Here is a 13898-nt window from a genome sequence, read left to right as displayed (position 1 = left end):
AACATTTAATGTGTTTCAGGATTAAATGTTTTACAATCTGTTTCTTCACTGTTAGATGCCTGTTGTCCTTTTTGACTTACAACATAAATTTTTTCTGCACCACATCTGTTTCCAGAGTTCCAAAATGTACAGTTATTGACTTCACAAAGAATTTCTTGTGCCATCGTTTTTACACCTCCTCTTTTTTATCATTAACAAAATCGAGGTATTCAATACTTAGTTATAGAAGGTGTAATGAAACGGAAATATACATCATTATTCTTCGATTTCATAATGTTGAAAAACAAAATGGTCAAAGAAATCTTTGTGAATGTTGCGGCTCTCTAAGTGAGTGTGAGTGTGATTTCCGTTCCAGGCTATTCGCTTTGTCGCTGACGCTTCGCTTTCGTGCAAAGCAGAGCTTCCTCCGCTACGTTGCTGTCGCTGCGTTAGCACTACGCTTTCGCACGAAAAACATTCGCTCCGTGCAGGGTCTCGCCTGTCTCGCTTTCCCACAGACAATCCATTGTTGCTGACATATTGTTTTATTACTATAAATTAAAGTGACATCTAAAAAAACACACCCAAAGTAGTGGTTGAGTGGAGACTGGGCGACTCCTTGGGGACCAGCAATAGAGGAACGAAGGCTAAAAGCATCACATCCTGTGATAACGTCTTCGTGACCAACATCGGTGCTGCTGCCGCTTCGCTTTCGCGCAAAAAACATCTGTTGGCCCGAGACCCTGGAGCGAGCATCGCGAGTGAAGCGGCTCATAGGACGCCCCCAGGAAGCTTTGCTCTGTGCGAAAGCGTAGCTGCAGCAACAAAGCGCCCAGTCGGAACGGAAATCAACCCCTCATTTTGCCATAAAAGTCATACTTTAATTTCATTGTCACAATAATTTTTCTTCACGTTAATCAATAACCTTTGTTGGTGTTGCCTTTTGCACAATTATAATGCCATCATATGCCTCAGAGGGTGTCATATTAATTGTATAAAGCATCTTCATAAACTTATACCAAACGCTAAAGTCATCTCCGACATTACCCATTCTTTGTTTTTTTGCTAAGATGTTAGCTAAATCCGCAGATTCATTAGCCTTTTTAAAGTCTACATAGAATATATTTTCCTTCACTTCGCTGAAAGCATCTATTAATGCATTTCGGTGCTTAATTGTATACTCTTTTCTTACGCCAGACTCATTTTGTGCCTGAAACGTATTTTTAACAAAGTCAGTCCCAATAGCAAAGTAGGCATCTTTATATACTTCGTCTAAGTATTGGCCCATAGATTTGTACCCTGCCAGATTCGCCGAAGTTTTCTCTATATGTCCATTATGAGCAGACATCAGTACTTTATCATGACCTCGAGCACCTTCAAAATCAACGATCCATTGTAAGTTGTTTGCTAAATATTCATCACGAAGATTCGCATAATTACTATCACTTAAAAACAATTGTGTTCGCTGTTTCATAATTTGCGCATATTGAGCAGCAAGTAAATAAGCTTCTTTCGACGATTTCTTCTCATAAGAATCTTTATTTGTTTGCAAATCCTTTATGATTGCATCCATATTTTTGTCAAGTTCCTCTAGCTGACTACTAGATAAATCTCTCATTGTTTTATTCGTCGCATCTTTTAGCTGTGCCTTATATTGCTTAGCACCTTCACTATTGACCACTTCGTAATAGTCTAGTAACCCTTTTTTACTATAGTCATAGCGTTGCATATCGTTACCGTAAAAATAAATTTTATCTTTCTCATTGGCAGTCATGTTGTAATCATGCATCCACTGAACAAACTCAATCATTTGCTCTGTTTTATAAATACCATAATCCAATGCTTTTACCGCTTCCTCAGCTGTGCCAGTACCATTTAAAATAAACTGATTAATTTGCTGAGCGCCACCAAAATCCCCTTCTAACACAAAAACACGAACATTTTCATTTTTTATTAAAGCTTGAAATACATCCTTCTTTAAAGTTTGGAATTCAACGTTACCATGTGTCGCTTCTCCAAAACCAATTACTTTCACGTCATTTGGAATATCGATATTTTCAACCGCGGATGTATATTTTGAAGCATCCTTAACAGCCTCTACCTTTCCCCATCCCGCTAAAACAAACACAAGAAATATTGTTGAAATTAACAAAAAACTCCTTTTAACAAGTACCATTTAAAAAAGCCTCCCTTTATTTATAAAAAAGTTATTCCGCGTTAGCAGCACTTTATACAGCTTTTCGTTGGAAATATAAATATCCTCCAAGGAAAAACAGTAAGAAACCTCCTCCTACAACTGTTAATAATTGATCCCAAGGCACGAAGAATACATCGTCCGTATTGCCTCCAACATACATCATTGAAAATGGTTGCGCCCATGGATAGTAAGGTCCGATAGTTTTTGAATTGATTGCTAATATAGAAGGTAAAGTAAAAATTACATTAACTGCAAATGGAGCAGCGAAGCTTTTAAACATGATAGACATCCACAACTGCAAAGCTACTAATGGCAATGTTGCTACCCATCCTCCGATAATGCTCTTCCAGACAATTTCCATCGGGAGAGGGTCTGTATAGCCCTTTAACATACCTACAGCAAATATTGAACATAAATATAGTAATTGCATCGCCATCATAAGAATCATAATTAACACGTATTTTGCAGCAAACACTTTCCCTCTTGTTACCGGCAATGCTAAAAGCTGTTTCCAACCGCCAGATTGATGCTCATATCTACAAATAAGACTTGCAAGTACCCCTGCAATTAAAGGTAGAAACAATAATGCGTATGTTAAATTCATTGAAAACAAAGAAATGTACCAAGGATTCACATCAAGATCTTGCGTATTAGATTCTAAGTTTGATGTTAATCCGATAAAAAGTCCGATTATCGGCCCTGCTAAAATGATTGGCACCATTTTAGATTTTCGCAGTTTAAACCATTCAGCGCTCAGTATTGACCACATTTACTTTACATCCCTTCTAGCGAAATCTATCATTCCGATAATATACAGCAAAATACCAATGCTGATTCCAAGCATGACATTTATAACGGGCTCATCCCATTGATTCATTAAAGATGGCCATTTCCAAATCATCCAATCCGGCAATACAAAGGAGGAATACGCAAAAATCACGCCGAAAATACCTACTGTAATTGGGATCCCCTGATTATGACAAACGCTTGCAATCCAAAGTTGAAGTGCCAATATTGGCAGCGCTGCAAAATATGGATAATAAGCAAATTTAGCAATCTCCATATATGGTGTACTATCGCCTAAGTCTAAAAAGACTCCGTATGCCAGTGTCATTAGCATTAAAATCGTGGAAGACAAGAACAGTAGAATTGCTAGAACAGTGAACTTTGATAAATACACCGTTAATTTAGACACCGGTAGTGCAATTAATTGCTTCCACGCGTTCGTTTCATTTTCAATGCTCGCTATAAATGAAGTTAAAATAGCAATCCCTAAAACGATAGCAAGTGGTGTAAATGAATGAACATTTAATAAATAGTAGCCCCAATCGTCCTCACTTTGCTCTAACAAATAGTCCCTTCTTACACCGTAATTCACCATTTGTAGAGCAACAACACCTATTGGTCCTAAAGCTGTTAAAAACCATAATCCTTTGCGTTTAATTTTCAAAAAGTCAGAAGTTAACAGTTTCCCTATCATAGCGCTTGCTCTCCTGTTGTCATTTGAAGGAAAATATCCTCTAAAGATCGTTTCTCTTCCTCTACTCGGTAAACCGATATGCCTTCTTGTACAAGGATTTGTACAATATGTGCAACCTTTTCATCTGAGCATTCATCAAATAAAATGAGGTCATCCTTATGTTCTGCCTTAATACCATTAGCTACTAATGAACGCCAGCCCTTTTCACCGTCGCTCACTTTAATGACTACCTTTGGCTGGGCAAATCTACGCATTGCTTCAATTGAATCTTGGAAAATCATTTTTCCCTTTGTCACAATACCTACTTGCGTAGCCATTTGATCAATTTCAGATAATAGATGGCTTGAAATAATAATTGTCATTCCATACTCTGAAGGCAGTCGTTTAATCAAATTACGAATTTCGATAATACCAGATGGATCAAGACCATTCGTTGGCTCGTCTAAAATAAGTAATTCAGGATTATGTAACAACGATGCAGCTATACCTAAACGCTGTTTCATCCCAAGAGAAAAGCCCTTTACTTTTTTATTTGCGGCATCCTTCAAACGAACAATTTCTAACACTTCATCGATACGTGACTTCGGTACACCTAAAATTTTTCTTAACGCTTCTAAATTTTCATAGGCCGTTAAATGTGGATAATAAGAAGGGTTCTCTACTAATGAACCAACCTTTGATAAAATATTAATTCTTTCCTTCGTTAAATCTTTTTGGAACATTTTAATAGTCCCAGAAGATGGCTTCATTAGGCCAAGAAGCATACGAATTGTCGTCGTTTTCCCCGCTCCATTCGGTCCTAAAAATCCATATATTTCACCTTTGCGTATTTTTAAATTTATATTTGATACAGCTTGCTCTTTACCAAAGCTCTTTGATAAGTTTTCTGTTTGTACGATATATTCCATTGTCCTCACCTCTGTAATTATCATAAGAAATGAAGGTTAAAAATAGGTAAGGTTCAAGGTTAAATTTTGTTTAAAAAAGACATTTTATCATTACGTGGGTTGATTTCCGTTCCGGCTGTGCGTTTTGTTGCTGCCGCTTTGCTTTCGCTACAGAAAACATTTGTTGTTGCTGTCGCTTCGCTTTCGCACAGTTAAAACATTTGTTGCTGTCGCTTCGCTTTCGCACAGTTAAAACATTTGTTGCTGTCGCTTCGCTTTCGCACAGTTAAAACATTTGTTGCTGTCGCTTCGCTTTCGCACAGTTAAAACATTTGTTGCTGCCGCACCGATGTTGGTCACAGAGGCGTTATCACAGGAAGTGATGCTCTTAGCCTCAGTTCCTCTATTGCTGATCCCCAAGGAGTCGCCCAGTCGTAACGAAGATCAACTTATTTACATAGCGTACATTTGAACAATTAAAAAGAAGATATCTTATGAAAGCAATTCCAATCACCTTACTATAAAGTACTACTCCGCCCTTTTCCCACGAAGTCTGCATGGATTATGAATCCAAAAAACAGATGCCATAAGCTTTGCAAACATACTATTTAGACAATCAATCTAAATATGAAATGAAGCATGCCTAACATACTTCACGGATTATGCTACTTGTAGTGTTTAATTTTAATCTTGGTGCCAGATTCACTTGACTCAATATCCCAATCTAAATTCATGCCCTTCACCATAATATCGACTATAGATAAGCCGATACCAGCGCCTTTAGCATTTGATTCATTTTTCATTCCGTACCCGTGATCTTTTATGATAAATGCATCATAATGCTCCGTCGATTCGGTTTCAACGCCAATATATTTCCCGCTACTTGCATGGCGTAATATATTTTGAAATAAATTATCAAATATTCGTCCAAGCCAAATCGGATCTACTTGCCATTCATTTTTCTCAAATGAATGTAGCTCAATATCGATTTCAAAGCCTTCCTTTTCAAACACTGGATACCATGTAGTCATTTGCTCACGCGTAAAACGTATAACGTTGATTTCTTTCGCCTCAAATTTATATTTACTAGCCATCAGTAATGTATAGGACATTAAATTTTCTATTAAAGCGTCAACGCTAACAATCGATGCTTCCATTGCCTTAATCGCTTGCTTTCCATCCTCTGATAATACCTCTTTACTAACTGAATATGATTGTGCTCGTATTTTCGTTAATGGTGTTCGTAAGTCATGTGATAAATTAGCAATCAATTCACGTCTTAACTGCTCTTCCTGCTGCTCACGATTCTTACTCTCCCTAAGCTCACACACCATGCGATTAAAGCTTTGTTCAAGCTGACCAATTTCATCCTTCTTCTTGACCTTCGTTTCAATAGGTAAGCCGTCTACATCACGAATTTCCATCGCTTCCTGAAGACGCAATAGTCGTCTTCGAATCCCTCTGAAGAATAAAAAAGATATAGCAATGAAAAATAATATAATCACAATAACGCCAACAATTAAAAGGTTCCCATATTGTTCATAAACATTTCTAAGTGGTGGATTAAACACTTCTTTAGGAATCTCAAAAACGATAAACCCATTCGATTCATCCTCACCTAAAAAGGCAATGACGGTAAATGGATCCCCGCCATAACGCTCTTTAATAAATTTTGTAGTAAATGCTGGTGTCCATTTCGATGGAAGCTGTTCCTCCACATTCACTTTTGTTAGTAAAGTTCCATCCTCGTCTACCCAAAACATAGAAGATTTTGGATATTGTTTTTGCCAATCCTCAAAATGTTGAGAAACTGCTTCATCTGTAAAACTTTTTATACTTTTAGCTTCCGTATGCCACTTTTCCTCTACTTCGCCTTCTCTGGGAACTTCACTTGAAAAATCAGTTTTTCCTATTCCAAACATAAAAGCGGCACTAGCAAAGTATGATAGTTGAACAATAGAGATGGCTAAAAAAATAATTAACATATACTTAACTAATAATGAACGAAAAAATTTCATTGTTTCACCCTATATCCAATACCACGAATGGTTTCAATAATTGTTGGCTTAGCTGGATTTATTTCTATTTTTTCTCTTAAGTATCGAATATGTACCATTAATGTCTTATCGCCTTCTATGTAGCTTTCTCCCCAGACACCTTCATAGAGCTGTTCCTTCGTTAAAATTTGATTTAAATGGCGAATAAAATACTGTAATAAATAGAATTGCTTACCCGTTAATTGAATTTCTTCATTAGTTTCCTTGTTGATAATCCGCATATCTTTCGTATAAATTTTTAAATGCTGAAGATCTAATACATCATCATTTTTTTGATATCTTCTTAGTAAAACCTCTACACGGGCTATAAGTTCATCTGGGTGGAATGGCTTCGTTAAATAATCGTCTGCGAAGTTAAGGCCCTCTATTTTATCCTCAACAGCAGTTCGTGCTGACAGCATTAAAATCGGGATTTCTTTATTTTCCCGCTTAATTCTTTTGCCAATTGAAAAGCCATCTAAGCCCGGCAGCATCACATCCAATATAGCGATATCTTTAAAAGCTATGTGCTGATCGACCTCTTCTCCAGATTCAAGCCATGTAACCTCATAGCCTCTTTCCGTTAAATCCTTTGTCACCCATTGACCAATCTCTTTTTCGTCTTCTACGTACAATATATTATACAAAATGGTAAACCTCCCAATCTACTCTATATATTTGAAATAAATGTTATTAAAAGCATATTTGTATTATACGATTTCATAGATTTGTACTCAATCATTGTCTGTAAAGTGAGAGAGTCATTGAATAAATCACATCTAAGGCTAGGGATATGTCGATAAAATTAAAAAGTTGGGTGATAAAACAGGCTAACTATAAAAGACGTATTTGGATTCCCTCCAAATACGTCTTTCTTTCTTTTATTCAGTAATAATCAACATATCACGATCATCAAACTGCCACATATCTCCGTAAGCAACTTCCCAATAGTAGCCGTTTGGGTCTTGGAAATAGCCACTATAGCCACCCCAAAATACAGTTTCTGGCTCCTTAACGATTTCCGCCCCTGCCTTTTTAGCTAAATCAAATACTTGAGCAACTTCTTCTTTTGACTTTCCATTATAAGCAAGCGTAATCCCATTAAAGCCATTGCCAATCGCCGGTGGATTTGCTTCGTTTATATCTTTTACTAAACGCTCAATCGGAAACAGCGAGATTTTTGTCCCTCCATTATTAAAGAAAATAACATCCGGATTTGTTTCTTCACCATAAACAATCACTTCAAACCCTAGACCCTCTCTATAAAACCTAAGAGACTCGACCATATTTTTTACACCCAACGTGATTAAATTTAAACGATTCATCCCACTCTCTCCTTTATAAAAGATTCAATTACTTATTCTATCTTAAGCATTGAATCCCCTTCTAGCTTCTTGACAATCCTTATGTCGCTTCAGTCCATATACTCTTTGTATAAGCCATTTTCAATCCACAACGTTCCATATTGTTTTGGCTAATGGATGCAAATTTGGCATGCCCTATTATTACACTACAATTTTGTTTGAGGGATTCATTGATACGAAACTGTATTAACGCTTGGTGAATTCCTTGATTATGGGCAATTGGTTTCACAGCAGAGGCCGCTAAAACGGCCGTCCCATTATGTACATATAAAGAAGCAACACCAACATCCTCGTTTTGAAGAGAAGCGATATAAAATGACCAACCGGGTTTGTCATGTAACACTTGATTATTTGTCGCAACACTTTCCGCTAAAAATGCTGGCATACCAAAACCTTCAACATAGATATTTCCGTAACGGTCAAATTCGTCTTCATTGATTTGTCTTATTTTAATGCACGATTTCTTTGTTTTCCTTACCGTCTCTTCATTTAGCTCACAGTATAATATTGCATGAAAATCACTCTGAAAAAGACCAGCCTTATGTAATTTTTGTAGCGAAGTAGCATTTACATATTGAGGGGCTAAATCAAAACGAGCTTGTATTTCTCTTGTTCTATAAAAACTAAGGATTTTATCTATCGTATTCTCCGAACTCAAGCTATCACCCTTTACAACATTGTAAGAGGGACCGGGGATATTTTTTATGGAGAAAGCATAGGCACCATCAAATTGACCAATCTCAACTCCCATAGCATTGTTCTGAATTTCCTTAATTGCATTCAGCCTCGACTCAAACATCTTGATTTCCGTCATTTCAAAGTGATCTGCCAAGTTTTTCGTCATTACCACTCCTCATTCACCACCCTATAATATTTACTTTTCTACCACTAATTGTAACCTACATAGAAGACCGAACTACATAAAGTAATAAAAATTTCTCTCTGTGAACCATTGATATCTCACAAAAGTAACCTCTACGTTTCTATGAAACTAAAAAGTGCGTACTTTTTTTTGCAATGGTATGGAAGCATAATGAGAAAGCAACGAAGCACAAACGAAAATTGGAGGACAGAAAAATGATTAATCATTTACAAGATAAAATTACATTAAATAACGGCTTACAAATGCCTGGTATGGGTCTAGGCGTATTCCTTGTACCGAATGATGTTACAGCAGAAATGGTAAAAAATGCAATCGAGGTTGGATACCGTAGTATCGATACTGCTGCTATATATGGTAATGAAGCAGGTGTTGGTGAAGGTATTCGTCAAGCACTAGCAACTACTGGTTTAAAACGCGAAGATTTATTTATTACATCTAAAGTATGGAACGATGGCTTAAGCTACGAAGAGACAATCGCAGCATACGAAGACAGCTTAAAAAAATTAGGGCTAGATTATTTAGACCTTTATCTTATTCATTGGCCAGGTAAAAATAAATTTGCAGAATCTTGGAGAGCACTTGAAGATTTATACGAACAAGGGAAAATTAAAGCTATTGGGGTATGTAACTTCCAAGTATCACACTTACAAGATCTTCTTAAAATCGCTCGTATCAAACCAGTTATTAACCAAGTGGAACTTCATCCACGATTACAACAAACTGAAGTACGTTCATTCTGTGAAGAGCACAATATCCAAATGGAAGCTTGGGCACCATTAATGCAAGGTGGACTTCTTGAAAATGAAACTATTTCTAAAATAGCTGAAAAATACGGGAAATCAAATCCTCAAGTTATCTTACGCTGGGATATTCAAAATGGTATCGTCACAATTCCAAAATCTGTGCGTAAAGAACGCATGATTCAAAACGCTGATATTTTTGATTTCACACTAACTGATGAAGAGATGGCAATCATTAACGCCATGAATCTAGATCAACGTGTTGGACCAAATCCAGATGAATTTGATTTTGTCATGTAAACGATAGCTATGTAAATGTGAAAGAGACTGTCTTATTTTCTTCTCTTAGACAGTCTCTTTCCAATCTATTTAAGATGTATGTTGTATTGCGATATCTTCATCACGTTGCATTATTAGTACATCTTCACCTTGCTCTTGCATCATTTCGATATGTTTTTCACCCCAAGTGCAAAGCACGTTCAGCACAGGGTCCATCTCTTGACCATAAGGTGTTAGCGAATATTCAACTTTTGGCGGTACTTGATTGAAAACCTCGCGATTAATTAAGCCAGACTGCTCTAATTCACGCAATTGGGTTGTTAGCATTTTTTGCGAAATGCCTGGAATCAATCGGCGAAATTCATTCGTACGAATCTTACCATGGTGGTTAAGATGACAAAGAATAACAGGTTTCCATTTACCCCCAATTACTTCGAGAGTGGCTTCAACACCAATATTAAAAACTTTTTTCATTGTGAACCCCCTGTAATATTCAAAAGTAACTAAAAGTACCCTATACAACTTTACGATATGTATGAATATTACTATATACTATAAAAAAAATCAAAGGAGATATTAATAGAATGAAAGATACAAAAGTGCCGAATGCCAAACTAACATTACTCGCACTTGCGATTAGTGCATTTGGTATCGGCTCTACAGAATTTATAAGCGTTGGACTACTTCCATTAATTACAGAAGATTTTGATATATCATTAAGTACTGCAGGTTTAACCGTATCTATATATGCACTAGGAGTAACTATTGGTGCACCGCTTTTAACAGCATTAACATCGCGCATAAGTCGCAAAAATGTATTACTGCTTGTTATGGTACTGTTTATTATCGGTAATTTACTTGCAGCAATAGCACCCTCATTCTCATTACTACTAACTGGGCGTGTTATTTCAGCATTAGCACATGGTGTGTTTATGTCTATTGCCTCTGTTATCGCTGCAGATGTTGTAGCGCCTAATAAACGAGCAAGCGCAATAGCTTTTATGTTCACAGGGCTAACATTAGCAACTGTCACTGGTGTCCCACTAGGAACTTTTATTGGACAAGTAACTGATTGGCGAATGTCGTTCATTTTCATTGTGATCATAGGTATTATTGGATTAATTAGTAATGCCATACTTGTTCCTAGTCAGTTATCGAAAAGCAATCCAATATCAATTCGCGATATCGGAAAAGTATTAGGGAATATACGAATGTTATTAATTCTCTTTATTACTGCCATCGGATATGGTGGCGCATTCGTAGTATATACGTATATTTCACCAATTTTAGAGCAGTATATGGGCTACTCACCTAAAGCAATAGTCGTGATTTTAGTTGTATACGGTATTTGCGTTGCCATCGGTAATACATTAGGTGGTCATTTTGCGAATAATAACCCTTTACGTTCTATCTTTATTATCCTTATCGGCTTAGCATTATCTCTACTCGGCATCAACTTCTTTTTAGAATCATCAATCGGTGGATTAATAATGGTCTTAATTATGGGACTATTTATGTTTATGAATGTACCGGGATTACAGCTTTATGCCGTTCAGATTTCAGAAAAATATATACCATCAGCTATCTCAATGGCTTCAGCATTAAATATTTCGGCCTTTAACATTGGTATTTTCCTAGGATCATACATTGGAGGAATTATCGTTCGCCAACAATCATTAGCGCATACTCCTATATACGGATTCGGCATGGTGATGATTGCTGCAGCTACTACGTTCCTATGGTTAATCTTCGATAGAAACAAACAATAGGTACGTTTCTTATAAATAAAAAATGTGAGGAAGGTGCTTTCTAAAATGCCCCTTCCTTATTGCTATTTATTAGATTCAAGGAAAGTATCATCAAAATATGCTTTAAAATTTGGATACAGATAGTCTAATGACGATAGAATATCGGCATCATCATCAAATAAAATTTCATGTTCAATTTCATATATGGCACAACTTTCTTCATCAGCATTATTATTTAAATCAATACAAATTATTTTTCCATACTCTGTATCCCACGAAAATGGAAGATATCCTAAACTGCATAATGATGGATTAAACATATCTCTTACATTATTTAAAGGATCCTCAATACTTTGGTCAGGTATTACACCAAAATAATGATGATACGTTGAAATAAAAGCTTTATACCATTCGGGAAAATTAAGTCCGAACTCTTTTTCTAACGTTTGAATATCTCCCTCCGTTACGGTGGAAGGAATCATTCTCCACACAGACCACTCTGCATCGATATCAACTACCTTCATTTCTTCAGGTACATCCGGGCACATCCACCTACAAAATCCATCTTCAGACACCTGATTATAACGTTCATAGTAAACTTCAAAACCATTTTTTATGTATGCACGAATATCCATTTTAATAACTCCTTTTGAAGAAGAATAAATTGATCGGGATTTAAGCCGTTGAACTGAGGTCCTTTTCGCTCAAGCTTTTCAAAGCACGGCCATTAACACCTAAAGTCTCTGTTGTACATAAGATAATGTATCAACTATAGGATAGGAGGAATTTAGTGTATTACAATCCTTATCCGTATTTTGTCTATCCTAATTATTATCTGGCATGGGTAATGGCAAATCAACCAACTACTCAACTACCTTCTAGACATCTAGCAATGCCTGACCCAACGAATAGAGGTCCATTTCCATCCATCAATACAGTAAAATTAAAGACTTCTGCGAAACGAATCAAAGTTATTATGCAGCAAGCACAATTACTTACGGATAAAATTGATGAATCAGAGCAATTTGCACATGATCTTATGAACGCAGCACAACAATCAAATAAAACAGAAGTTGAAAAGTTAATTGCGTCAACAGGCATTACGGTAAAATTCGATACTACCTATACACCAGATGGATTTCGTATACTATTTACTGATAGCGGCTGTTGTAAGCTAACACTAATTTTGGGTTGGTGAAAAGTTGGTCCTTTGAAGAGGGCCTCTTTTTTTTGCCTTTAGCATCTTCTTTATGAATTATAACCACGTATCCCTACTGAACTTGTAAACTATATATAAATATGCTAAAGTATTCATAAATTTCATTTCTGAAAATTCTTATATTTTATTTTCTTATCAAGAGAGACGGAGGGATTGGCCCTATGAAGTCTCAGCAACCAGCCTATAGGTATGGTGCTAATTCCAAATGGCAAAATTTAGCCTTGAAGATGAGAAGACTTACTGCATTTGCTTTGCACAAGAGTCCTCTTCTACAAGGAGGGCTCTTTTTTATTGTTGCATTCAAAATAATTAACAGAAAGCAGGGAAATATTATGGCAAACGACCTTTTACAAGCAATAAAATTATTGAAATCAAAAGAATGGGTTGATTTAACACATATATTCGGTCCAGACTCTCCTCATTTCTTTATGTTTGATGATGCAAAATTTGAAACATTATTTTCCCATGATGATGGCTTCTTTGCACAACAATTCACTTTCCCTGGGCAATACGGAACACATATCGACCCACCTATCCATTTCGTGCGAGATGCACGTTATTTAGAGGAATTGGAGCTAAAAGAACTAGTACTACCACTAATCGTTATTGATAAATCGAAGGAAGCTGAAATTAACAACGATTACACGTTAAGCATTCAAGATATTCTTAACTTTGAAGCTGAATATGGAGAAATTGAAGAAGGTACCTTCGTTGCGCTACGTACCGATTGGAGTAAACGTTGGCCAGATAAAGAGGCTTTCAGCAACAAAGATGCTGATGGCAATAATCATATTCCTGGCTGGGGATTAGAAGCGTTGCAATTTTTATTCAACGAACGAAAAGTAAGTGCGATCGGCCACGAAACTTTTGATACGGATTCAGCAACAGATTTTCGTAAAAACGGTAAGTTAGATGGCGAATATTTTGTGCTTGAGCAAGATACTTATCAAATTGAGCTTATGACAAATTTGGATAAGCTACCTCCAAAAGGCGCCGTTATATTCAATATTGTGGCAAAGCCTGAAAAAGCATCTGGATTCCCTGTCCGCTCATTTGCTATATTGCCTTAATATAGCAACAGGTCTG

Annotated in this window: 15 protein-coding genes and 1 riboswitch; of the genes, 4 read left to right on the top strand and 11 right to left on the bottom strand. The window is 36.5% G+C overall.

Going from position 1 to position 13898, the window contains the following annotated elements; all coding sequences use genetic code 11:
* Positions 1 to 5: 5 nt before the first annotated feature.
* The 9 genes from ACVYAD_RS09975 to ACVYAD_RS09935 all read right to left on the bottom strand — a co-directional run bounded on the left by ACVYAD_RS09975 (position 6) and on the right by ACVYAD_RS09935 (position 8787).
* Positions 6 to 164, bottom strand: coding sequence for a DUF1540 domain-containing protein (locus ACVYAD_RS09975; RefSeq protein WP_082172635.1), 159 nt, complete (start codon positions 162 to 164; stop codon positions 6 to 8).
* 728 nt (positions 165 to 892) lie between these two features.
* The gene (locus ACVYAD_RS09970) at positions 893 to 2155 is read right to left on the bottom strand and encodes an erythromycin esterase family protein (RefSeq protein ID WP_476426168.1); all 1263 of its coding nucleotides are present in this window, start codon (positions 2153 to 2155) and stop codon (positions 893 to 895) included.
* A gap of 52 nt (positions 2156 to 2207) precedes the next feature.
* Positions 2208 to 2945, bottom strand: a complete 738-nt coding sequence (locus tag ACVYAD_RS09965) for an ABC transporter permease (RefSeq protein WP_476426166.1) — start codon at positions 2943 to 2945, stop codon at positions 2208 to 2210.
* Complete coding sequence (locus ACVYAD_RS09960; RefSeq protein WP_386828651.1) at positions 2946 to 3656, bottom strand: ABC transporter permease; 711 nt, start codon at positions 3654 to 3656, stop codon at positions 2946 to 2948.
* The gene (locus ACVYAD_RS09955; RefSeq protein ID WP_476426164.1) at positions 3653 to 4564 is read right to left on the bottom strand and encodes an ABC transporter ATP-binding protein; all 912 of its coding nucleotides are present in this window, start codon (positions 4562 to 4564) and stop codon (positions 3653 to 3655) included. Before ACVYAD_RS09955 ends, ACVYAD_RS09960 begins: the two co-directional genes overlap by 4 nt.
* Positions 4565 to 5208: 644 nt before the next feature.
* The gene (locus ACVYAD_RS09950; RefSeq protein ID WP_476426162.1) at positions 5209 to 6561 is read right to left on the bottom strand and encodes a sensor histidine kinase; all 1353 of its coding nucleotides are present in this window, start codon (positions 6559 to 6561) and stop codon (positions 5209 to 5211) included.
* The gene (locus ACVYAD_RS09945; RefSeq protein WP_476426161.1) at positions 6558 to 7226 is read right to left on the bottom strand and encodes a response regulator transcription factor; all 669 of its coding nucleotides are present in this window, start codon (positions 7224 to 7226) and stop codon (positions 6558 to 6560) included. Before ACVYAD_RS09945 ends, ACVYAD_RS09950 begins: the two co-directional genes overlap by 4 nt.
* Before the next feature lie 234 nt (positions 7227 to 7460).
* The gene (locus ACVYAD_RS09940) at positions 7461 to 7904 is read right to left on the bottom strand and encodes a VOC family protein (protein ID WP_476426159.1); all 444 of its coding nucleotides are present in this window, start codon (positions 7902 to 7904) and stop codon (positions 7461 to 7463) included.
* Positions 7905 to 7983: 79 nt separating this feature from the next.
* Positions 7984 to 8787 carry a GNAT family N-acetyltransferase gene (locus tag ACVYAD_RS09935; RefSeq protein ID WP_476426158.1) on the bottom strand — a complete coding sequence of 268 codons (804 nt, stop codon included), beginning with the start codon at positions 8785 to 8787 and terminating at the stop codon, positions 7984 to 7986.
* Positions 8788 to 9020: 233 nt separating this feature from the next.
* On the opposite strand from ACVYAD_RS09935, the gene ACVYAD_RS09930 reads away from it, so the two are divergent.
* On the top strand, positions 9021 to 9866 hold the full coding sequence (locus tag ACVYAD_RS09930; protein ID WP_476426156.1) for an aldo/keto reductase: 846 nt from the start codon (positions 9021 to 9023) through the stop codon (positions 9864 to 9866).
* 69 nt (positions 9867 to 9935) lie between these two features.
* Here ACVYAD_RS09930 and ACVYAD_RS09925 read toward each other — a convergent pair whose 3' ends face one another.
* Positions 9936 to 10319: a winged helix-turn-helix transcriptional regulator gene (locus ACVYAD_RS09925; RefSeq protein WP_349659440.1), complete on the bottom strand. Its 384-nt coding sequence runs from the start codon at positions 10317 to 10319 to the stop codon at positions 9936 to 9938.
* 110 nt (positions 10320 to 10429) lie between these two features.
* On the opposite strand from ACVYAD_RS09925, the gene ACVYAD_RS09920 reads away from it, so the two are divergent.
* Positions 10430 to 11614: an MFS transporter gene (locus ACVYAD_RS09920; protein WP_386828635.1), complete on the top strand. Its 1185-nt coding sequence runs from the start codon at positions 10430 to 10432 to the stop codon at positions 11612 to 11614.
* Between the two features lie 62 nt (positions 11615 to 11676).
* On the opposite strand, the gene ACVYAD_RS09915 is transcribed toward ACVYAD_RS09920, so the two are convergent.
* Entirely contained in the window at positions 11677 to 12228 is a 552-nt protein-coding gene (locus ACVYAD_RS09915) for an SMI1/KNR4 family protein (protein ID WP_476426153.1), read from the bottom strand.
* 155 nt (positions 12229 to 12383) lie between these two features.
* On the opposite strand from ACVYAD_RS09915, the gene ACVYAD_RS09910 reads away from it, so the two are divergent.
* On the top strand, positions 12384 to 12791 hold the full coding sequence (locus ACVYAD_RS09910; RefSeq protein ID WP_476426151.1) for a YuzC family spore coat inner layer protein: 408 nt from the start codon (positions 12384 to 12386) through the stop codon (positions 12789 to 12791).
* Positions 12792 to 12941: 150 nt separating this feature from the next.
* Positions 12942 to 13046, top strand: a riboswitch (SAM riboswitch).
* A 98-nt stretch (positions 13047 to 13144) separates the two neighbouring features.
* Positions 13145 to 13882, top strand: coding sequence for a cyclase family protein (locus ACVYAD_RS09905; RefSeq protein WP_476426149.1), 738 nt, complete (start codon positions 13145 to 13147; stop codon positions 13880 to 13882).
* The last annotated feature ends 16 nt before the right edge of the window (positions 13883 to 13898 follow it).

The sequence above is a fragment of the Lysinibacillus sp. G1-3 genome, from assembly GCF_056322905.1.
The sequence above is the reverse complement of the archived record's forward strand: the minus strand, read 5'-3'. Positions and strand labels throughout refer to the sequence as shown.